This window comes from Ignavibacteriota bacterium, from assembly GCA_016707525.1.
Taxonomy (GTDB): Bacteria; Bacteroidota; Ignavibacteria; order UBA10030; family UBA6906; genus JAGDMK01.
Genome location: JADJHP010000003.1, coordinates 136,485 through 158,999, shown reverse-complemented (window position 1 = coordinate 158,999; position 22,515 = coordinate 136,485). Strand labels below are relative to the sequence as shown.

13 protein-coding genes and 1 pseudogene are annotated in these 22,515 nt (G+C 60.0%); 4 read left to right on the top strand and 10 right to left on the bottom strand.

Annotated elements, in window-relative coordinates; all coding sequences use genetic code 11:
• Positions 1-6 precede the first annotated feature (6 nt).
• From IPI01_06830 to IPI01_06790, 9 genes are all read right to left on the bottom strand, one after another.
• Positions 7-1,245: an HDOD domain-containing protein gene (locus tag IPI01_06830; protein MBK7257506.1), complete on the bottom strand. Its 1,239-nt coding sequence runs from the start codon at positions 1,243-1,245 to the stop codon at positions 7-9.
• A complete protein-coding gene (locus tag IPI01_06825) occupies positions 1,238-4,060 on the bottom strand; it encodes a PAS domain S-box protein (GenBank protein ID MBK7257505.1) in 2,823 nt (940 codons plus the stop codon). Before IPI01_06825 ends, IPI01_06830 begins: the two co-directional genes overlap by 8 nt.
• A gap of 4 nt (positions 4,061-4,064) precedes the next feature.
• Positions 4,065-5,144 carry a PAS domain-containing protein gene (locus IPI01_06820; protein ID MBK7257504.1) on the bottom strand — a complete coding sequence of 360 codons (1,080 nt, stop codon included), beginning with the start codon at positions 5,142-5,144 and terminating at the stop codon, positions 4,065-4,067.
• 20 nt (positions 5,145-5,164) lie between these two features.
• Positions 5,165-5,548, bottom strand: a complete 384-nt coding sequence (locus IPI01_06815) for a response regulator transcription factor (GenBank protein MBK7257503.1) — start codon at positions 5,546-5,548, stop codon at positions 5,165-5,167.
• 138 nt (positions 5,549-5,686) lie between these two features.
• Positions 5,687-5,842, bottom strand: coding sequence for a response regulator transcription factor (locus IPI01_06810; GenBank protein ID MBK7257502.1), 156 nt, complete (start codon positions 5,840-5,842; stop codon positions 5,687-5,689).
• A complete protein-coding gene (locus IPI01_06805; GenBank protein MBK7257501.1) occupies positions 5,794-6,318 on the bottom strand; it encodes a response regulator transcription factor in 525 nt (174 codons plus the stop codon). The genes IPI01_06810 and IPI01_06805 overlap by 49 nt, the downstream gene beginning before the upstream one ends.
• A gap of 3 nt (positions 6,319-6,321) precedes the next feature.
• On the bottom strand, positions 6,322-8,940 hold the full coding sequence (locus IPI01_06800; GenBank protein MBK7257500.1) for a PAS domain S-box protein: 2,619 nt from the start codon (positions 8,938-8,940) through the stop codon (positions 6,322-6,324).
• Entirely contained in the window at positions 8,937-9,386 is a 450-nt protein-coding gene (locus tag IPI01_06795; GenBank protein MBK7257499.1) for a response regulator, read from the bottom strand. Before IPI01_06795 ends, IPI01_06800 begins: the two co-directional genes overlap by 4 nt.
• Positions 9,383-12,082 carry a PAS domain S-box protein gene (locus tag IPI01_06790; GenBank protein ID MBK7257498.1) on the bottom strand — a complete coding sequence of 900 codons (2,700 nt, stop codon included), beginning with the start codon at positions 12,080-12,082 and terminating at the stop codon, positions 9,383-9,385. The genes IPI01_06795 and IPI01_06790 overlap by 4 nt, the downstream gene beginning before the upstream one ends.
• A 369-nt stretch (positions 12,083-12,451) precedes the next feature.
• Between IPI01_06790 and IPI01_06785 the strand changes: the two are divergent.
• From IPI01_06785 to IPI01_06770, 4 genes and pseudogenes are all read left to right on the top strand, one after another.
• Positions 12,452-15,716, top strand: a pseudogene (locus IPI01_06785) (PD40 domain-containing protein).
• Between the two features lie 274 nt (positions 15,717-15,990).
• Complete coding sequence (locus IPI01_06780; protein MBK7257497.1) at positions 15,991-16,848, top strand: hypothetical protein; 858 nt, start codon at positions 15,991-15,993, stop codon at positions 16,846-16,848.
• Positions 16,849-17,098: 250 nt separating this feature from the next.
• A complete protein-coding gene (locus IPI01_06775) occupies positions 17,099-19,390 on the top strand; it encodes a hypothetical protein (protein MBK7257496.1) in 2,292 nt (763 codons plus the stop codon).
• A complete protein-coding gene (locus tag IPI01_06770) occupies positions 19,387-20,658 on the top strand; it encodes a hypothetical protein (protein ID MBK7257495.1) in 1,272 nt (423 codons plus the stop codon). The genes IPI01_06775 and IPI01_06770 overlap by 4 nt, the downstream gene beginning before the upstream one ends.
• Before the next feature lie 7 nt (positions 20,659-20,665).
• Here the strand turns inward: IPI01_06770 and IPI01_06765 are convergent, their stop codons facing one another.
• Entirely contained in the window at positions 20,666-21,823 is a 1,158-nt protein-coding gene (locus IPI01_06765; GenBank protein MBK7257494.1) for an ATP-binding protein, read from the bottom strand.
• Positions 21,824-22,515 lie beyond the last annotated feature (692 nt).

The following is a 22,515-nucleotide window of genomic DNA, read 5'->3' as shown; positions in this document are numbered from 1 at the left end:
CGCAGACTACGTCAGATCCTCGCTGTCAGCGCCCCCCGCGCGCGCGAAGGCCGCCAGAGTATCGCTCAGCGTGTCATACCACTCTGCGGCGGCGGTGTTCTGCCCATCGATCGCCTTGCCTGTTCGCACTGCCCTCTCGATGTCCTCCGCTATCTTGAGTATTCGTGCGAGTGGGTCTTCGACGCCCACCCGATGGTGGCATTCGACTGCACGTACGATCTCCTCCGGGAAGTTCCAGAAACGGAGCAGCGAACTGCCGACCTCATCGTGCGTGATGGTGAAGACCATGGCGTCTGCCTGCAACAGGGGAACGTCCTCCTCATCGACCGCATGGAAGAAGGCAGCGAGGAGGTGGGGGTCGAGTTGAGCACGGAGGACCAGGCCGATATCCTGAAAGAGCGATGCGACGTAGGCGACATGTTGTTGCTGACCCCCGTCCCAGCGGGCTGCGATCGCCTTTGCGATCGTCGCGCGGCGCAGGGCCTCATCCCAGAGGCGATCCATGCATTTCCGCCCCTCGGGCGAGCAGTCCTCTTGCAGGGCGTCGAAGGTCTCCATCGCCAGCAGGAGGCTGGCCACGAATTCCGTGCCCACGAAGAGGACAGCATCCTTCACGGTGCCGATCGGGTGGCGGGTGCTGTAGTGCACGGAGTTGGCCACGCGCAGAAGCCGGGCGACGAGCGGCGGTGACTGCTCAACAGCGACCACGATATCTTTGATGTTCACGTCGGCCCCCCCCAGGACACGCGTGATGGTCTCGACGGAGCGCGCCGGTGCTGTCAGGGAGTCGATCTGGCCCAGGATCCTCCTGAGCTCGGTGTCATGAAGGGCGCGGTGCATCTGCAGGTTGTCGGCGACCATCTGCCGGAACGAGGTGTCGTCCCACGGCTTCATGACGTAGTCTTTCGCAAGCCCCTTCCCGATGGCACTGATGACGACGCCCTTGTCCTCGTAGCCGCTGAGCATGATCCTGATCGCATAGGGCTGGATCGCCGTGGCCTGGGCAAGGAAGTCCGCACCGGACATGGCCGGCATGCGCATATCGGATACGATCATGTCGACGGGGGAGCTTCGCAGGCGGCTCAGTGCCTCTTCAGGTTCAGTGAAGAATTCGAGTTCGTATCGCTCCCTCCGGAAGAGACTGCGCAACGAGGCCAGGATCGCGGCTTCGTCATCGAGAAAGAGGACCCGGTGGGGCCGTGATGCCACCACAGTACCTGGTGCCGCCGTGCGCTGGTCACTCATGACCCTGCCCCCTGGGCTCTGTCTGCCTGACGGGCAGATCGATGGTGAATGTTGTCCCTCTTCCGATCTCGCTGTCCACGGTGATCTCACCCAGATGCTTCCGGACCAGCGTCGCGGTGATCCAGAGCCCGAGACCGGTTCCTTTGCCTGTCGGCTTCGTGGTAAAGAACGGGTCGAAGATCTTCTTCAGGTTCTCGCGTGGTATGCCGCATCCGGTGTCCTGGATCTGGATGTGCACGCGGTCGTTCTGCACGTACGTGCGTACGGTGATGTCCCCCTGCGTGTCCAGGGCATGAGCGGCGTTGACAAGCAGGTTCACGAAGACCTGTTTCATCTCTCCGACATTGCACGTGACAGCAGGAAGATCGCCATACTCGCGATGGACCGTTGCTTTGTATTTCAGTTCGTTCCAGGTGATCATCAGCGTGTCTTCGATCGCCTCGTTGATGCTGCTCTCGGTGAAGCCGGCGCCTGCAACGTGCGAGAAGCCCCGGAGTTGTTCCACGATCTTCTTGATGCGTTCGGCCCCTTGCGTGGTATGCTCCATGAGCCGGTGGAAATCCTCCTTCATGAATGCGAGGTCGAGCTGCTTCTCCTCTGCTTCCTGCTGGCTCAGATCCCGTCCGGTATCCTCCGTCCGCGGGAGGCGGAGAGCCAGAGCCTTCCAGCCCTCGAGCAGGGCGGTGGTGTCCCCGAAGTATTCGCCGAACCGGTTGAGATTACTCATGACGAAGGCGAGGGGGTTGTTGATCTCATGGGCGATCCCGGCCGTCAGTTGGCCGATGGACGCCATCTTTTCCGATTGGACCAGCCCGGTCTGCATATTGCGAAGCTCAATGATGGTCCGTTCGAGGTCGATATTCCGCTTCCGTAATTCGGACTCCAATGCCTCTCGCTGCTCCTCGCTCACCCTGCGGGCGTCCTGCGCCCTGACGCGTTCGGTAATGTCGTGGATGATCGAGAACACAGCACTCTTGCCGTCGATCGTGACGGGACCGGTATGGACCTCGACGTTCCGGAGCTCTCCGTTCGCAAGCCGATGCTCCCAGGTGAAGGCCTTCTGCGAGCCGCTCTTTGCACGTTGGAGGCCTGCGAGGAGGATCTCGAAAGGTGCCGGGTTGATCTGCCCGATGTGCATCGATGTGAGGGTCTGCACCCCGTAGCCGTAGAACCGGGCAGCGGCGGCATTGGCATCCGTGATCCGGCCCGTCTCGGGGTCGAGGAGCAGCATGACCGCATTGACATCCTCGAACATGTTCCGATAGCGTTGTTCCGAGCGTGCGAGCGCATCACGGAGCCCCTGCTGCTCCGTGAGGTCGATGAACACGCTGACGGTCCCCTCCACATTGCCATCGGCGTCTTCAAACGCGGCCTGGTGCGTGAGCCCTGCCCGCGGTCGCCCGCTGGCGTCTGTGAGGATGGTCTCAAATGACATGCTGCCGTGCTTCTCGGTCAGTTCTGCATTGGCGAGTGAAAAGGTCTCGGCGATATCAAAAGGAAGGATCGCATCAAGAGGCAATCCCATGTTGGTGTCACGCTGGTGTCCGAAGAAAGCCTCAAATGATGCATTGCACCCGAGGAACCGGCCGCCTGCATCACAGTAGAAGACCGGCGCCGGGATCGCATCCAGCAGGGTCTGCTGAAAGCGCACATCGTCCTGCAGCATCTCTTCGAACTGTTTCTGTGCCGTAATGTCCCGGTTGATCCCGATGATCCCGCTCGTACACCCATCCGGGTCGAGCACGGGAACGCGGCTGGCGAGTACCCAACGCGGTGTACCTGCGGCATCGATCTGGCGTTCCTCTCGATTGAACCGCGGAAGCCCGCTGGACATAACGTCGATCTCCGTGGCGATCGAGTTCGCCGCAAAGTCGGGCAGCGAGAGCTCCACGTCGGTCCGGCCCAGGATCTCTGTTTCGGATATTCCGAAATGTTGTGTGCAGCCGGGGTTGCAGAAGATGAACCGATGGTCCAGATCCTTGACATACACCTGATCGGGCAGCGTATCGACGAGGGCACGGAGGAATTGCCGCTGCTGCGCAAGCTCCCGCTCGATCTCCTTCTTTCCCGTGACGTCAATGAGGGTACCAACGATGTCGCCTTCCTCTGTGACGACCATGTTGGCAACCCCCCAGAAGAGCTGGCCGTCTGCCCGCCTGAGCCGCAGTTCCTGGGCCTCGAGCTTCGTGTTGGTATGCAACCGGTGGAGAATCGTCTCGTATTCGTGCGGGTCGGCGAAGTACATCGTCGCAGGAGGGTGGCCGTCCGCCTCCGGTGCGGAGAGCCCCAGCATGCTGGAGAACGCCGGATTGGCATCAAGGATGGCACCGCTCTCATTGAGACGGAAGACGCCGGCAAGGTTGCTTTCGAAGAGGACACGATATCGTTCCTCACTGCGCCGGATACGGCGTTCTGCGGCATGCTGGGAGAGGGCAAGTTCGAGCGTGATCCGCAGTTCGCCGGTGTCGTACGGTTTGAACACGAACCCGTGCGGGCCGATCGTCTGCGCCCGTGCAAAGGTTTCCGGATCGGAGGACGCGGTGGCAAAGACGACCGGGACATCCAGCGCATGCCGGATCTGCCGGGCAGCCTCGATCCCATCACGCGACCCCCGCAATACAACATCGAGGAGCGCGATGTCAGGATGGAGGGCAAGGGCCTTCTGGACGGCGTCATCGGCGGATTTCGCTACGCCCACGACGTCGAAATTCATGGCTGTCAGACGGCCGCACAGGTCCTGCGCGACGATCGCTTCGTCCTCCGCCACGAGTATCTTACGCAGACCGGCTGATGTCCGCGTTATGTCCCCGGTCATCGGGCTATTCCTCGAATGACAATGTCACGGACAATCCATCAGCACTCACCACCTCAAGGGTTCCGTCGATCTGGTCGGCGAGCATATGCATGAGCCGGAATCCGAGGGTATCCGTCGTGACGACATCAAGGCCCGCCGGCAGGCCGATGCCATCGTCGGCAACGGAGAGGCGCCGTGTCCCGTCGGATCGTGTCGAGAATCCGACCCGGACCGTGCCGGAACGGTCGGGGGGGAACGCGTGGCGGAATGCGTTGGAGAGCGCTTCGTGCAGCATCAGCCCGGCGGGAATGGCGCTGTTGATATCCAGTGTGACCTCGTCTGCCTCGATCTGCAGCGTGTACCGGTCCGCATCGGGACCATACGCGTTCTTCAACGATGGTGCGAGCTCTCTGACGTACGCACCGAAATCCACGGCGGCGAAGTCTTTCGCATGGTACAGGTGTTCGTGGACCAGAGCCATGGCCCGGATCCTCCCCTGAGACTCGCGGAACAGCATGAGGTCTGATGGGTCTCTCACAGCGGATTCCTGGAGGCTGAGGATGCTCGAGATGATCTGCATGTTATTCTTCACGCGGTGGTGGATCTCCTTGATAAGGACATCCTTCTCCTGAACCCGCGCGGCAGTCGCGGCCTGCCGCGCATGCGAGTCCGTGACGTCGACGAGCACCCCCCGGTACAAGGCGAAAGCGTTTCCATTTCCGGGCAGGGGAAGACCCTGCATGCGTGCGAGGCGCAGTCCCCCGCCTTGCGTGGCGAGCCGGAACTCGAGATCGACCGGGGCATTGGCGTTCCTGGCTTCTTCGAATTCTGCACGGATGCGCGGGCGGTCTGCTTCGAGGATCCCTGCGGTCCAACCGTCGATCGCCGGGTCATCCATGTGACCCGTGAGTTCGAGCCACGCGGCATTGACGTTGAGCCGCGGCCCCGAGGGATCGGTCTCCCATGACGGGAGGGGCATGGCTTCAATGATCGCGTGGTCGCGTGCTCTCCGGCCTGCAGCAGTGTGGTCTCCGCACAGGTGGTGTCCGTGCTCATGACCCCGGGGGGGTCCGGTGAACTCGTCGAAACGGGTGGAAGTGAACATGTGAGTTCTCTCAGTCCTTTTTATGCTGTCGTGCCCGTGCCGGAGAGGTTCCGGAGCGTGTCGAGCAGCTTGTCGTATTCGGTGGCTTTCCAGAAAAAGTAATCTGCTCCCATGGCCTTGCTGACGGAGCGGTAGCGTTCGTAGGGGAAGTTGGTCCAGACGATGATGCGTACTTCCGCATTGCGCTTGCGTATGGCCTGAAGGACATCAATGCCGGTGCCGTCCTCAAGCTTCATATCCAGGATGATCACGTCAGGCTGCTCCCGTTCGTACAGCGCAACCGCTTCTGCTGGTGACGCCGCTTCGCCCACGATCTCATAGTTCCCCATGCCCAGGATCGTTTCGCGGAGGCGTTCTCTGACGATCGAGGTATCGTCAACGATTTCCAGCTTCAATTTTGCCATGAGTGCTCGGTCCTTCCGGCGTTGTGTGGAATCAATATACTGCACCCGGAAGGCGTGTGCCATCAGACAGAGCCGCAATCGGGCCTCGGTGTTTGTCTGATAGGGGTGGATCCGGAAAAAAGGGGGGGGGAAGCGGGTTTACGGGAGCAGGCCGCGGGTCAACACATACTGCATGATCTGGGCATTATTCTGCAGATGCATCTTCTCCAGGATGTGCGCCCGGTGGGTACTTACGGTCTTCACGTTCAGATGTATTTCACGGGCGATCTCTCCGACCGTCTTTCCGCTGCCGATGAGGAGAAAAACCTGGAATTCCCGCTCGGAAAGGAGGTCGTGGAGGGGGGGCCCTGAGTCTCGCCCTGTACGCGGTCCGCGAGTTGGTCAGCGACATCCTCCGAGATCACTCGTCCTCCGGCTGCCACTCTGGCAACTGCCCTGATGAGTTCTTCTGTAGGAGCGGTCTTGGCCAGATAGCCCGCCGCCCCCGCCTGCATCGCTCGGACTCCGAATGTCTGTGCGGAGTGCATGCTGAGCACGAGAACAGGCACCGGGCTTTTTTCCTGCCTCATTTCAGCAAGGACGTCGAATCCGGACTTTCCCGGAAGATTGAGATCAAGGACAAGCACATCCCACTGTCCGGTCCGGACCTGATCGAGTGCCTCCTGGCCATTCGAGGCCTCGCCAACGGCGGCAATGCCGGGGGTGTCGCCCAGCACCCGGACGAGCCCTTCGCGGATCAGGTGGTGGTCATCAGCGATCAGGACACGCATAGCTCACTCCTCCGGCCAGGGAATGCGGGCATGCACGGTGGTCCCGGTCCCCGGCTTCCCGGTGATCGCCAGCGTCCCACCATGTTCCATGATCCGCTCCCGCATGCCGATGATCCCGTGTGATGTCAGCTTCTTCATTTCCTCCTCCGTGATCCCTTTGCCATCATCGCTGATGGTCAGCGCCACTGCGGCGTCGGCATAGATCAGTTGGATCTCCACTTCGGTCGCACCGGCATGCCGCGCGACATTCGTCAGGCTTTCCTGAAGGATCCTGTAGAGGGCTGTGGCCCGCTTCCGGTCGGTGACGGGGGGGTCGTCGAACCGCACGCGGGTGCACGCGATCCCGAATCGCTCTTCAAAGTCCTGAATGTACCACGCCACGGCGGCGAGGAGTCCGAGTTCATCCAGCATGGGCGGACGGAGTTCACCCGCGAGTCGTTGGACCGTGCGAGCGGTCTGGTCGATGAGTGTTCCCATTGCCGAAAGCCGGTCCCTGGTCCGCGGCGGGAAGTCGTTGCCGTGCGTCCGAATGTCCGTGATATCCATCTTCAAAGCCGTGAGTGACTGCCCGAGTTCGTCATGGATCTCGCGGGCGAGGTGCGCGCGCTCCTCCTCCCGGGCGGCAGCAAGGTGGGACGAGAGGCGGCGCATTTCGTCGGCAAGCTCCTGCACACGCATCTCCGACAGCTTGCGGTCCGTGATGTTCTCATGCGCGACGACCACGCCTGCCATGTCGGCCTGGAGGAGCGGGGACACGTGCATAGAAAACCAGCGATTCGTTGCCGGGGAGTGGCACGGGTACTCCAGATAGAACCGGGAGATCCTGCCTTCGATCACTCCGAGGATCCCTTCTAATGCCTCTGCTGCGATCTCATCATGGTCCCGGTGGACCGCGGTACGGCAGATCTCCAGGTAGTTGGCGCCTGCGCTCACCGTCGTCGTATCACGAAGCCCGGCCTCGATCGCAAAGCGGAGCCATGCATCATTGACCGCTATGATCCGTCCATGGGCATCCAGCATGGCGATATGGCTGGTGAGTGCATTCAGTATCGCCTCGGTCGTTTGCTGGCCCTTCCGGATCTCCAGTTCAGCCCGTCTTCGTTCCGTCACGTCGCGGACGATAGCCGACATGCCCGAGGGATTGCCGGCGGAGTCTCTGATGAGGAGGACGCGCAGTTCGACGGGAACCAGGGGGCCGGATCGTGTGATGTACTCCTTTTCATAGACCCCGGAATAGCCCTGGATGAGAACAGAATTCGACACCACGGCATCATCGATCTCCAGCGATGCAGGAGGTGTGAACTCCCGGTATGTCCGGCCGAGGAGCTCCTCCCTGGAGTATCCCAGGAGATCACAGTACGCATCATTGCACCGGAGAATGTGCCCGTCGAGGTCCGTTACCACGAACCCGTCCCTCATGGATTCATAGAGCACGGCGATCTCGCGTTCGAGCTTTCGCGCGGCGAGTTCTGCCTGTTTCCGGGCGGTGATGTCCTGAGAAATGATCTGCACCCCGATCACCGAACCATCGTGCCGGAGCACCCGCGAGTAGGTTGATATGTACCACTTCGCCCCGCCCGGCATGGATACGCTATCCTCGTATTCATCCGGCGCATTCCGCGCCGCGGCGAGGCGGATCCGGCCGAGGTAGACCTCTCCGGCCGGACCATGAAACAGGTCGAGGATGGACCGACCGACAAGTTCCCCTGCGGAAGCGCCGAGTGCTGCCGACGCGCGGGAGTTGAAGAAAAGCACGGTGCCGTTCGCATCATAGAACCCGACGCCAACACCGGAGTGATCGGTCAGCAGCCGGTAGCGCTCCTCGCTCGTTCGTAACGACTCTTCGGCGGATTTGCGTCCCGTGATATCGGTGATCGTTCCAACGTAGCCTGTGATACTCCCGTCCCCACCGCGCTGGGGAACCGCGCGCCCCTGCACCCACGCGATCGACCCGTCGCGCCGCACGAAGCGGTAATCTGCTGAAGAGACCCCCTCCATGTTGGTGGCCATCCGCCAGCCCGCGCTCAGGCGGGGGCGGTCATCGGGGTGGACCGCTTCGAGCCACCTGTGATCCAATGCTTCGTCGGGCGTGCGGTCAGCGATCCGACACCATTCCGGGTTCACATATGTGGTCGCCCCGTGCTGATCAGTGTGAAAGATCCCGACGGGCGCCGCGTTGGCGAGGATGCGGTAGCGTTCGTTACTTACCTGCAGTGCGGCTTCGGCGGCTGCCCGGTCCCTCCGTATGAGGGCCTGATTCCGCTCGCGCAGTACAACGGGGGCAAGGCGCGCGAGGTTCCCTTTCATCACATAGTCATTGATCCCGCTGCGCATGAGTTCCGCCGCATTCTCCTCGCCGATCGCGCCGGACACGATGAGGAAGGGGATGTCCTCGCCGGTCTCCCGAAGGATGGCGAATGCTGCATGTCCGTCCATGGCGGGGAGACGGAAGTCCGAGATAATAACGTCCCACGATCGGGAAGCGAGTGCCGCACGCATGGCTCCGGGTTGTTCCACACGCAGAACGTCCGCACGGAATCCTCCCGCGTTCAGCGCGCGCGTGATGAGCCCGGCATCACTCTCTGAATCCTCGACAAGGAGGACGGACAGAGGCGTGCTCATACAGCGGCTCCCTTCGGCGGGGGCTCGTTCATGACGAGCCAGTAGAGGCCCAATTGCTGAACGGACTGAGAGAACTGAGAGAAATCCACCGGTTTGCGAATGTAGGAGTTCGCCCCAAGATCATAGGATTGGGCAATGTCCTCCTCCTCCTGCGACGTGGTCATGATCACCACAGGGATGCGACGGGTGCGCGGGTCGCTCCTGATCCGCCGCAGCACCGTGTGGCCGTCCACCCTTGGCAGCTTGAGATCAAGCAGCACCAGTTCAGGAAGCCTGTCTGGGGCCGAACCGGCCACTCCCTGCGGGCCGAAGAAGAAGTCGATCGCCTCCTGACCATCGCGGGCAACGACGAGAGTATTCGCGAGCTTGCTCCGATCGAATGCCCGCCGGGTCAGATCCACATCGCTGGGGTTGTCTTCCACCAGAAGAATGATCTTCTCGTTCATGAGCCTTTCTCCAGTGTGAAATAGAACGTGGCCCCGGCGTTCACGGCCGATTCCGCCCAGATCGCACCACCGTGTCTGTGGATGATCCGCTGGACGATCGCAAGCCCGATGCCGGTCCCGGGAAATTCCGATAGTGTATGCATGCGCTGGAACGGAGCAAACAATTTCTTCGCAAACGCCATATCGAAGCCGGCACCGTTGTCACTGACAAAGAACACATTGCGCCCACCGCCGTTCTGCCTGCCCACGGTGATACGTGCCGGTGCGACCCTGGACGTGAACTTGAAAGAATTGTCGAGAAGATTGGTGATCGCGATCTCGAGCAGGGAAGGATCGCCCTGGACGGTAAGCCCATCTTCCACACTGAGGAGGGTGTCGCGATCGGGCTGACTGATCCGTATGCTCTCACCAAGCCGGCGCACGAGAGCCGTGAGGTCGACGGGTACCGAACGCATATCCGTTCGGGTCACGCGCGACAACCGGAGGAGATCATCGATGAGGTGCCCCATGCGCTGCGTCTCCGAACGGACCCGGTCGAGGAATTCCTTCGCCCGGGGTTCCAGCGTGTCTCCGTAGTCCTCAAGCAGGGCCAGACTCCATCCGTCGATCCCGCGGAGGGGAGCACGGAGGTCATGGGAAACCGAATAGCTGAATGTCTCAAGTTCCTTGTTCGTGGTCTCGAGCTGTTCCGTCCGGACCTTCACGCGTTCCTCCAGCTCCAGGTGGAGGTTCTGCTGCAATTCCTCGGCCCGTTTCCGTTCGGTGATATCGCGCACGATCGCCTGAGCGTTCCCATCGGGGAGAACCCAGGCACTGACGTCGACCGACAGGCACGATCCGTCCGCCCGCCGGAGGGACAGTTCCGTGGCTCTTGTGTCGGCGCGGATGAGCGACAGCCACAACGGGTTTCCATCGCTGCCATCCGGAAGCCGGAACAGCGAGGGGAACGGCTGACCCACCAGCCTGTCGTGGGGGAGGCCGAACATCGTGCATGCACCGGGGTTCGCATCTGTGCACGTGCCGGTGGCATCGGTGAGGACGATGCCGTCCCGGGCGGACTCCACGAGTTTCCGGAAGCGCTCGTCGGATCGACGCATGTTCTCGGCATGCTGGAATTGCTCACGGAAGATGCGGGCGCGTTGGGCGACGGCGAAATAGGCCAGAGCGAGCCCGGCAAAACCCACCAGGATGACGATCAGGATCAGCATAAGCGACAGCCGCTCGCGCACGGGAGTGATGGCTTCGGAGACACTGGTCCGAGCAATGAGGTACCAGGGGGATCCGGGTACAGGAGCGATGCTGGCGATGACCTCCTGTCCAGCGTAGTCTATGCCCTCCACACTCCCGCGTTCGCCGAGCACGGCCTGGACGGCCGGCACCTCTGTGTGGGTGAGGCTGATCCGGTGTGTCAGGGGAGGATCAGTGCTGAAACGGAGAGGCGACAGGAACACCACGCTGTTCCCATCGCGCCGGACGAGCAGCGTCTCTGATGTGCGGCTCGGGCCGGGCCACGTCTGGAGATAGGGGTACAGATAGACCTCAGGATCGATGCGAAGGACGAACACGGCGAGCGGTGTGTTGCCATCGTAGACGGGGATGAGGAGAGCGATGTAGATCTTCCTGTCAACGTCGCTTCGGTACAGGTCTTCCACATGGAGCGTGTGCGACCGGAGCACGCTGGCGCAGCGCGACGCTATCACCGTGTCGATCCGCTCATCCGGTTCGCCCGGTGTCAGACGCATGTCCCCTTCAGGGTCGAGGAGAAAGACCCTGTCATAGGAATAGGCCTCGCGGAGCTTACGCATCCAGTTGCCCAGCAGTCGCTTGCTCGTTCCATCCGGCGAACTGCCGAGCGTGCCCAGAGCGAGCCGGCTGATGTCCGGGTTCTCCATGAGGAGAGAGGCGTCACCAAGACGTTCGCGACGGTACTGGGCAATGTCGCGCACCTTGAGTTCTGCGACGGCTTGGAGGAACGCGATCACGAAGATGCAACTGGCGAGTAACAGGAAGACCAGGATGCTCTGGAACACGAACTCGCCGCCGCGTCGGGGGTCCATTCCCATGTCAGGCCACAGGATACGCGCAGATGCAAAAAGGAGTCCTCCACTGAGGAGGACGAGTCCGATCGCTGTGGGGAGGGATGGCACGATCTCGCTTGGGCCGAAGCCGAACGGGCTACCCCCAAGATTTGCGATGAGGAGCAGCTGGGACGACATGAAGAGTGTAGCAGCGAGCACGAGGGAGATCACCGGCCCTGTGCGCCCCTTGCTCCGGGAGAGCTGAAGAATGACGAGTGCCAGTGCCGAGGCGGTCAACCACCCTGCGGCGATAGAGGAGATGTGACCAATGGCCATGCCATCCGGCATCGTGGACGACGGGAACCCGAGATGTTCGATGTCAGATTGTAACCCCTGTGCCGAGAGCACGGTGAGTGTACCCGCTCCGGCAAGCGCCACGATCGCAACGCCGAGCGCCGTAACGCGGACGACGTTGGATCCCTGACGCCACACAATGAGGATGAGGGCCGCCCCGTTCATCATGAAGAGGAGCGCGGTGCTGGGGGCCATGGGGAGGAGGTCCTGGCCGAACGACATGAGGACTCTCGACCCGTATATCCAACCGGCCAGCACAAAGGCCGCGATGCAGACAACCAGAGCTCCGCCGACAAGCGGGGCGATCGCGGTGACGGTCCGCATAGTGTGCCGCAATTTGGCTAGCATCGATCGGCCTGAAATGCCTGTTGTCCGATACGCGCAGGGGTTAGGGAATCATAAGGAGGAGGCGCAATGCCGCTCAGGTAGGTACCAACAAGTCTAATGATCCACCCCATAAGAGATCATCCCCGTTGTACAACGCCAGCCGAAGGCTGACTTGAAGGATACTACCAATTCGCGGAGGCAAAGTCAACACATCAGGGGGGGCAGGAAGCCTCGAAGCACCCCGCGGGCTGTGGATCGGTGGCAGAACAGGGGGTGAAATTGATTTTTGTTCGACTCTCAGCTACATTACCAACGTGAAATCCTTCACGACCACACCTCATTCCGTCACATCCAAGGAAGCGCTCAATGAAATCTCCACGCGCTGTGGCTGCCACTCTCGCGCTCCTGTTCTTCCCGATCGCCCCGCATGTCTTCGCCCAACTCGATGCGCGGATGATGCGCACGCCGGATATCTCGGCGACGCAGATCGTGTTCGCGTACGCCAGTGACCTCTGGCTCGTGCCGGCAGGGGGAGGGACGGCGGTCAGACTCAGTTCGCCCAAAGGGGAAGAACTGTACCCGCATTTTTCGCCCGATGGAAAGTCCATAGCCTACACCGCCAACTATGACGGGAACATGGACGTCTATGTGATCAGCGCCACCGGGGGCATGCCTGTGCGGGTGACGTCCCACGGGAGCGGCGAACGGGTGGTGGGCTGGTACCCGGACGGGAAACGCATTCTCTTCGCGTCGTCGATGTACAGCGGGCGGCAGCGTTTCAATCAGTTCTTCAGCGTGCCGGTCGACGGTGGACTGCCGCAGCCGTTGCCCCTGCCGTATGCCGAGATCGGATCCCTCTCTGCCGACGGGAAGAAGCTGGCGTACACGTTCCAGACCCAGGCGTTCCGCACATGGAAGCGGTATCGTGGGGGGTGGGCGCCGGACATCCACGTCTTCGATCTCGACAAGGGGACAGATGAGACCATCAGTCCCAATGACGCCAGCGACGAGTTCCCGATGTGGCAGGGGAACCTGATCTACTTCCTCTCCGACCGCGGACGCGAGCAACGCTCCAACATCTGGGTGTATGATGGTGCAACGAAGATCATCCGTCAGCTTACCCGCTTCACGGATACGGATGTTCATAGTCCGTCGATCGGTGCGGCAGGGATCGTCTTCGAGACGGGCGGGAAATTGTTCGTGCTGGATCCTGCAACCGGGAAGGAGCAGGAGGTTGCCGTGAAGGTGGTCACGGACCAGAGCTCTCTGCTTCCCCGTACGGAGAATGCAGCAAAACTCATCCGGGCAACTGCTGTGTCACCCGATGGCAAACGCGCACTCTTCCAGGCACGCGGAGAGATCTTTTCCGTGCCGGCGGAGAACGGGCCGGTGTACGACCTGACGCGCACACCGGGAGCGGCCGAACGGTCTCCCTCGTGGTCGCCGGATGGCAAGACGATCGCCTACTGGAGCGATCGCAGTGGTGAATACGAACTCACGCTCATGGATGCCGGCAAGCGGACCGAAACCACGGTGACATCCTACGGTCCCGGCTTCCGCTACCGCATCTGGTGGTCGCCGAACAGCAAGATGGTGGCATTCATCGACCAGACGATGCAGATCAGGGTCTATGACATCGAAAAGAAGCGGACGACGGACGTCGACAAGGCCCTCTACTTATACTGAGGGGGATCTTGCGGGCTTCCGCGTCAGCTGGTCGCCCGATAGCCGCTGGATCGCGTACGCACGGGATCTCGACAACCGCAGCAGCGCGATCTTCCTGTTCGATACACGGGAAGGGAAGAGTATGCAGGCAACGTCGGGGTACTATAACGATGTGCAACCGTCGTTCGATCCCGATGGGAAATACCTGTTCTTCCTTACGAACCGGACGCTCAACCCGGTGTACTCGGATCTGGATGGGACGTGGATCTATCCGAACACCACGCGCATTGCCGTAGCGACGTTGACCGACGACATCCTCTCGCCTCTCGCTCCCCGGAATGATACGCTCTCGGTGCCGGCCGGCGATGCTGGAGCAACACCTGCCGGAAAGAAGGACGAGAAGAAGGAAGAGAAGAAGGATGACAAGAAGGCGAAAGAGACCGCGGTCACGATCGCGGGCCTGGAACGCCGGGTGGTGATCCTTCCGCCGGCTGCGGGAAATATCTCCGGTGTCTATGCTGTCGCCGGGAAGGTCGTGTTCCAGCGATTCCCCAATTCCGGCTCATCCGACAAGAAGAAGTCCGTGCTGTATTATGACATCGAGAAGCGGGAAGAGAAGACCATTCTCGATGATGCGGATGGGTTCCAGGTGAGCGCCGATGGGAAAAAGCTGCTCGTCTCCAAGGAGGGGAGCTTCGCCGTGGTCGACATTGCCGAAGGCCAGAAGATGGACAAGAAAGTTCCGAGCGGCCAGCTGGACATGACGGTCGATCCGCGGGCTGAATGGAAACAGATCTTCACCGACGCGTGGAGGCTGGAAAGAGATTTCTTCTATGACAGGCAGATGCACGGTGTGGATTGGGCGGCGATGCGGAAGCACTATGCGGCACTGTTGGATCTCGCCGTGACGAGATCTGATGTCAATTTTGTGATCGGTGAACTTATCGGCGAGCTCAACGCATCCCACACCTATCGTGGGGGCGGGGATGAAGAAGTTGCGCCGATGCGGGCTGTCGGTTATCTCGGCATCGACTGGGAGCTTGCTGAAGGTGCCTATCGCATCAAGAAGATCATTGATGGCGCCCCATGGGACAGTGAAGTCCGTTCCAGCCTCGCGATGCCGGGGCTCAAGGTCCGGGAAGGAAATTTCATCCTCGCAGTCAATGGAACGCCGCTGGACGCGCGCCGTGCGCCGTGGGAGGCGTTCAGGGGATCGGCGGAACAGACCGTTGAGTTGACCGTGAACTCCAGGCCGACAATGGATGGGGCGTGGCAGATCATCGTCAGGACGCTCGCCGATGAATCGCGTCTGCGTCACCTGGCGTGGATCGAAGCGAATCGGAAGAAGGTCGATGAGCTCTCCGGAGGCCGGATCGGCTATGTCTATGTCCCCAGTACCGGCATTGATGGGCAGACGGAGCTGGTGCGTCAGTTCGCTGCTCAATTCACGAAGGACGGACTGGTGATCGACGAACGGTTCAACAGCGGCGGGCAGATCCCGGACCGCTTCATCGAACTCCTCGACCGGAAGCCGCTCGCGTACTGGGCGGTCCGCGATGGCAAGACCTGGCAGTGGCCGGTCGTTGCGCACTTCGGTCCGAAGGCCATGCTGATCAACGGCTGGAGCGGGTCGGGTGGCGATGCATTCCCCGACTTCTTCCGGAAAGCCGGCCTTGGTCCGCTCGTGGGCACGCGCACCTGGGGTGGCCTGATCGGCATCAGCGGAGTCCCGGAATTGATCGATGGGGGGAATGTCACCGTTCCCACGTTCCGCATGTACAATCCGGACGGGAGCTGGTTCAAGGAAGGTCACGGTGTGGATCCCGACATCATGGTCCCGGAGGATCCGGCCGCGCTCGCGAAGGGGGTCGATACCCAGCTTGAACGGGGAGTGCAGGAAGTGCTGAAGAGGCTGAAAGAAAAGTCGCCGACGATGCCTGCCCGTCCGGCGGACGAGAAGCGGTAGGCAGATGTATTGCGACACAACGCGATATCCCCGGTGTAACCAAAGAGGGGGTCCCGGATACAAGGGACCCCCTCGGGCGTTGTAGTTCCTGTGTGCGCTCCACCAGTTCCCGCGTGCCACAGTTCCCACCGCTGGTATCGCTTCGATCCTTCGTGTGATTAACCATTCTCTCATGCTTTCGACCGATGTTTGTTGGGGATCCTTCCGGTAGCTTTCATCAGATCCACGGCGGAGAATCGCCCTGTCCAGCGACCACGGAAGGAAGAACCAGATCATGAAGACCAATTCTTATGGGAGTCCCTTCGAGAGAGTCTTCGTGGCGTTGATAGCGATCGCCACCGGTCTTATGCTGGTCTATCTGGCGGTCGAGGGCCCCACGTTCCTGAACCAGCTTCGGTACAAGACCCCGGGGATCAACAACAACCAGATCGTGGCGCAGGACCTGGTGAATGTCTTCCTCTTGAGTCCCTTACTTATTGCCGGCGGCGTCACCCTCTTCTTCCGGAGGGGGATCGCACCGTACCTTCTCATGATGACCCCTCTGTATCTGATCTATTTCGTTCTCAGTTATACCCTCGGCATGGAATGGAGCTCAACGCACTACTCAGGGAATAGCGAACAGTACACGTTCCATTTCCTTTTCATTCTCGTCTCGGCACTTATCATTCTGCTGTATGGTCTCTCGATATTTCCCGGGAACGTTACGGCGACGTTCAGGAAAACGGGACTCATTATCTATTCCATTGGCTTTCCTGTCTTCCTCCTGGTCTTTGCCTCGATGTGGATCAAGGAAGTGCTGGAGGTCATTGCCACCGGCACCACGCGCGCCTATGATGCATCGCCGACGATGTTCTGGGTGGTGCGGATGTTCGACCTCGGATTCTCCATACCGTTGGGGCTCATCAGCGTCTATTTGCTCTGGACCAGGCCACGGACCACCTTTCCGGTTCAGTTCCTCTTCTACGGGTTCTTTCTCACCATGATCGTTGCTGTCAACGCGATGGGCTGGGTGATGTGGATGAACGATGACCCGACATTCATGATGCGGGATCTGATCGTATTCCTCAATCTGGGCTTGATCATCGTTTCCGGGTTTGTGTACGTGTTGTGGCATTATCGCATCGAGAAATGATGTCCGGCGCTCCGGGACAACCCGTTGCCTCATCAATACATCGAGTCCAACGCTGGCCCGTTGCCTCATCAATAAATCGAGCCGAACGGCTGATTGACTTTCCTCCAGCATTTCGATAGGTTGAATCGAGAGACGCTTCATCTGCTCATACTGCTTTGATATTCACGGGGCGCCGCTTCCCATGAGTCAAACCGCAGTTGCGATCTCCGCCTGAATGCAAACGTTCATTCATCCGAACAGGACCCGATACATGCGCTCTGCCCTATGGATTCTGGCCACCCTGATGCTGCACGCCTCACTGTATGCACAGTCGAGCGACGACGTTGAGCGTCATGCACAGATCGTGCGTGACATCGCGGGATACACCGAGGGTTACAGCCAGATCGTCGGCGGTGACCTTCTCCAGTACCCGCGTCTCCGCCCCGCCCTTGCAACGGCGATGATCTGTCGTGCGAACACGGGAAGCATGGCGATCGAATGGAAAACCGCCCTGCCCGGCTCCATCCCTTCCGGTAAAGATGCCGGCTTCGTGGTGAGCGCCGGCATTGCAGGTCAGGGGGAGTCCCCGGTCACGTTCCACGTTTCCATTAACGGCGTGCGGAGATTCGATTTCCATCCGACGACGGCCTCCTCCTGGCGCGTGAATGGGAAGGAGGGCGGTGTACTGGCATTCGACGGCGTCCTTCGCGACCAGTTCAATGACCATTTTGGATATCTCCGGTTCGTGGTTCCCGGAACATGGATCCGTCCGGGCGAACCTGTTTCCATCCGCATCACCGCCGACAAGTCCCCGACCGCTTCGTGGATGATGGTGTACCAGGATGGATCGGTCATCGACTATCTACAAGGGAAGGCCCGGTTTGACGCGTACTGCGAATGCACCGTCAGCGGGACCGGTTCCGATGCGGTCATGAGCATCGTCGCCGCCTCGACGTGGATCGGTCGCACCGTCCGCCTCCGTGCCGGTTCTCGGCCCGAGCTCGCCGCGCAGCTTGCCGATGTGCATCATCGCGCCGGAGCAACACTCACAGGGACGATCTCGCCAAGCGAGCCGCTCGAGGTGTGGATCGATAAGGATGAGATCGTCCGTGTAGGCTCGCTCGGGCAGCCCGTCGATGAATCCCTGATAACGCCTAAAAGGCTGATACAGCGCACCGTCTCGAGAACGCCGACGGGCGCATGGAAACTCGACTACCGCACCACTTTTCTGCCCGACTTCGGCGGCGCGTTGACCGATCTGTCAACGGCCATGAAGGGTTCGGAACGGGGGTACATCATCAACTCCTCCCACCAGGATATCGCCTGGATGGATACGCCCGAGGAGTGCATCAAGGCGCGCGACGAGAAGATCATCACTCCCGCCCTCGCACTCCTCCGCGACATACCGGCCTACCGGTTCGATCTTGAAGACGTTCTTGAACTACGCGAATACCTCGGCAGGCATCCCGACCGCAAGGCGGAGATCGGATCGTATATCGCCGACGGACGGCTCGGTATCGGCGCCAGCTACAATATGCCGTACGAAGATCTCTGCTCGGGCGAAATGCTGGTCCGCCAGTTCTACGCGGGTAAGAAATGGCTCCTGACGAATTTCCCCGGATGCGATTCGCGAGTTGCATGGAACCCGGACGTCCCGGGGCGGGCCGGACAGATGCCCCAGGTGATGGCGAAGGCCGGCGTCCCGGCGCTCATCGTGAGCCGTCAGGAAAAAGGACTGTACACCTGGAAGAGTTACGACAGCTCGTCGATCACTGTTTTCAGTCCTGCGCACTATGCACTCTTCATCGAACGCTCGCTCGGGAAGCCGTTCCACGAGGCTGCAGGGTTTCTCGCATCGTTCTCCCGCGATTGGGCCGTCGGCATTCCCAATGGCACCAGAGCCATCCCTGTGATCTCGATGAGTGACATGAGCGCCCCGATCAACTATGGCGACTTCATGCACACCTGGAACAGCCTGAGTTCCATCACGTCGGAATCCGGCGAGAGTCAACCCCTCCGTCTGCCTGCCCTGCAGTACTCGACGGCAGCCGGGTGGCTGGATCAGGTCGCAAAGGAAGGCCGCTCCTTCCCGGAGATCCGCGGGGAACGGCCGAACATCTGGCTGTATATTCACGGGCCGACCCATCATTGGGCGATCGACGCCAAGCGGGAGGCGGACACGTACCTCACCGCGGCGGAGACCTTCTCCACGATCGGTGCACTTCTCGCCCGTTCGTTCTCCGGCTACCCCGCCGCGCGCCTGACGGCGGCGTGGGAAGCGCAGCTCTATCCTGATCACGGATGGGGCGGCAAGAACGGCGACGTCACGGATAGTACCTTCCTGGCGAAGTACCGGACGGCCCGCGATATGTCCAAAGAGATCTATGGCGAAGCCACGAAGAATATCGCAAAGATGGTGAGGAGGGACACGAAGGGAGGTATCCCCGTTGTGGTCTTCAATCGGCTCAGCTGGAAGCGGACAGGGGCAGTGACGTGCACGGTGGAACCGGCCAAGGGGATGTTCAAGAAGGGAGTGGGGATCAGGGGACAGGGGGAGAAGTGATCCCGGCTCAGGTGAGCAGACTCGAGCGCTTTGACGATGGAAGCATACGGAGCGCCGAGATCACCTTCATCGCCGCCGGGGTCCCCTCCATCGGGTATGCGACGTACCGGGTTGTCGGTGGCAATGCGGTTTCCGGTTCGCCGGCGAATGCGCCGGCCCCCAGCATCATTGAGAACGAGCACTACCGCATCGCCCTCGCGCCTGGCGGCGTGAAGCAGATAACCGACAAGAAGCTCGGAAAGAATTTGCTGGCACGCTCGGCGTTTCTTGGAGGCGAACTTTTCACGATGCAGTCGATCGGCGAGGATGCGGGAGAATGGGCTGACCCCCAATATCCGACGATGGAGGGATTCGACAGGATGAGCAATCATCCCTCGCGCTGGTATGTCCTTGAGCAGGGACCGGTCAGAGATGTACTTGAACTCCGCCAGCCGATCGAGCACACGACCGTGGTACAGCGGATCACTCTGTATCATGCCCTCAGGCAGATCGACTTCTCAACATCGCTGCTTGGATGGGATGGAACGCACTACCGCGAGTTCCGTCTGGCGTTCCCGGTGAACGTCAACCGGGGCACGGTTGCGTACGAAGCACCGTTCGAAACGGTCGAGATAGGGAAGGACGAAATGCGCGGTGCGCCGGGAGAGCGGTATACCAGTCCGGCTCCGGGCGTCCGTCCGCGCACGATCCAGAACTGGATCAACGCCTCGGACAATGACCTCGGGATCACGTTGAGCTCAAGCGTCGCCGTATGGGATTATCGGAATCCGACCGACAGCACGGATACCGCGACGTTGCTGCAGCCGATCCTCCTGGCCTCCCGGAAGAGCTGCCACTGGGAAGGCAACTGGTATCCGCAGACCGGCGATCATGATTTCCGATTCTCTCTCACATCGCATCAACCCGGATGGAGAAACGGGCGCCGGTTCGGCGTCGAGGCGAATTCTCCGCTGACAGCGGTCGTGCTCGATCCCGGTCATGCGGGCGGGACGCTTCCCGGATCGAAGAGTTTTCTCTCGGTGGAGGCGGACAATATCGTGCTGAGCACGATGAAGAAGGCGGAAGACAACGATGATGTGATCCTCCGGCTCTACGAGGCGGACAGGGAGAGCGCGACGGCCCGCATTGGGCTTCCATTCGAAGCGAAGGCATCGTTCTCGACGGACATCATTGAGGTGAAAGTCGGTCCCATGAACCAGAGCGGGAACCGTATATCGGTACCCGTCGGACATCAGGCGATCGAGACGTATCGGTTGGTTGTGAAGTAGCCTGGTATCACGGGGGGCAATAGACCGGAACTTCTACGCGTTCATTTCCCCGGATCTGCGGTATGTCCTCGCGCAATTGCTTCTCTCTACGCTTTTCATCCAGAATGAACGGGAGATAGTTCTCTCTGTTGATCAGCGTCAGAAGGGCATCCGGATATGTTGTTTTCCACGATGAGGGTGTTCTGGATTTCTTTCCCGGAGACGACTTCACCTCATAGCCGTGGATCCTGCCATTCTGTTCCTCAATAACATCGACTTCCTGTCCGTCGTAGGTTCGCCAGAAATATGTCTGAGAGATCCTCTGCTTGTAGGCATTCGTTTTCTGGCGCTCCATGACGATGAAGTTCTCGAAGAGATTTCCTGTATCGTTCCGATCTCCGATCTCATTGAACTGCGAAATGATGGCGTTCCGGATGCCGACATCGAAGAAATAGTACTTCGCTTTGCTGGTCACCTCCTTGCGCGGATTCCGGCTCAATGCACCGATGCGCTGGATCACGAATCCTTTTTCCAGGATATCGAGGTAGCGTGCTACGGTCTTCACATCCAGCCGGACCTGTGTGGCCAACTCAGTGAAAGACACCTCATTGCCGATCTGGAATGCAAGAAGCTTGAGGAGATCCAGAAGCTGGCGCGAACCCTTGATCTTTTCGAGGCTGAGAATGTCCTTCAAGAGGTAGGAATCGACAAGTTCCCGCAGGATTTCCATCTTTCCCTTCTTGCTTTTCGTCGTGATGATCTCAGGATACAGCCCGAATCTCAAGAAGTTTTCCAGTTGCTCTGAGAGTTCTTGCTTATTGTAGAGGGCGCCGAGTTCCAACAACGACATCGGATAGAGGACCACCGTTTTCTTGCGGCCCGTCAATGGTTCACCGACCGATTGTGACAGGTCGAAAGAAGAGGAACCTGTAACGATGATCTTGAGAGACGGGTGTTGGTCCACAAGGATCTTCAGGCCCATGCCGATGTTCCTGATTTGCTGCGCTTCATCAATCGCAATCAGTTCATACCCTTCGACGTAATCGGACAATGCCTCAAAGTCCTGCGACTCGAACACATGCTGGAGCCTGATATTGTCGCCGGAATCAATACGGTATTTGAGCTTCGAATGAGACAGGAAGTCTTTCAGGAGGGTCGTCTTGCCAACCCTACGGGCCCCGTACATGATCAGGACCTTCCTGGGTTTCAGAAGCCGTTCAATATGAAGTGCTCTTTCGATCACAATGCGGGCCCCAAATATGTGGATGATGACTCCACAAATTTAACTAAATATGTGGACTTACTCCAGTACAATCGGGGGGGCCAGCGAGCAGGATCCTGCTAATGCAACGGGGGAGACTATGTGCAAAATTGAGGGGCTCAACTCGCATCCCGCTAACGAACGGAGGGATTTCGTCCCGATGAAGGGCATCGGGACTCAGCCTGCAACACTGGACAAAAAAGAAAAAGGGGTCCCGTCTGAGGGGACCCCTTGCTCCGCGAAAGACACCATAACTCAAACTTTTGTTGGTCCGGATTCCCCTTGAAATCCGCAATTCCGCACATGGTGAGAAGGTCTTTTCGATCACTGAAGCGACTCTCCATTCGTCGCGGGAGATATCGGCGGGCGGAATCATGCACTTGCGTGAGTGCGGTCTGATACTCCCATTCGTTACGGAGAGGATCACCAGATCACGAATCGACTATGTGGCGCTACAACGACTGTACCGCCGAATGCTTGACGACGGACCATTCACGACGCAAACGGATCTGGCCCAGCATTTGGGAGTGATCAGGGTCTGGGTAAGCAGAGTGCTGAAGGGTATGTGAAAAAGGCTGGGTAGCCGGGTCCACATCTACCTCTTCTTCTTGGATCAT

Coding starts and splice junctions, on each gene's coding strand:
- IPI01_06830 (MBK7257506.1), bottom strand. CDS start 1,245: ATGAGTGACCAGCGCACGGCGGCACCAGGTACTGTGGTGGCATCACGG.
- IPI01_06825 (MBK7257505.1), bottom strand. CDS start 4,060: ATGACCGGGGACATAACGCGGACATCAGCCGGTCTGCGTAAGATACTC.
- IPI01_06820 (MBK7257504.1), bottom strand. CDS start 5,144: ATGTTCACTTCCACCCGTTTCGACGAGTTCACCGGACCCCCCCGGGGT.
- IPI01_06815 (MBK7257503.1), bottom strand. CDS start 5,548: ATGGCAAAATTGAAGCTGGAAATCGTTGACGATACCTCGATCGTCAGA.
- IPI01_06805 (MBK7257501.1), bottom strand. CDS start 6,318: ATGCGTGTCCTGATCGCTGATGACCACCACCTGATCCGCGAAGGGCTC.
- IPI01_06800 (MBK7257500.1), bottom strand. CDS start 8,940: ATGAGCACGCCTCTGTCCGTCCTCCTTGTCGAGGATTCAGAGAGTGAT.
- IPI01_06795 (MBK7257499.1), bottom strand. CDS start 9,386: ATGAACGAGAAGATCATTCTTCTGGTGGAAGACAACCCCAGCGATGTG.
- IPI01_06790 (MBK7257498.1), bottom strand. CDS start 12,082: ATGCGGACCGTCACCGCGATCGCCCCGCTTGTCGGCGGAGCTCTGGTT.
- IPI01_06780 (MBK7257497.1), top strand. CDS start 15,991: ATGAAGACCAATTCTTATGGGAGTCCCTTCGAGAGAGTCTTCGTGGCG.
- IPI01_06775 (MBK7257496.1), top strand. CDS start 17,099: ATGCGCTCTGCCCTATGGATTCTGGCCACCCTGATGCTGCACGCCTCA.
- IPI01_06765 (MBK7257494.1), bottom strand. CDS start 21,823: ATGTACGGGGCCCGTAGGGTTGGCAAGACGACCCTCCTGAAAGACTTC.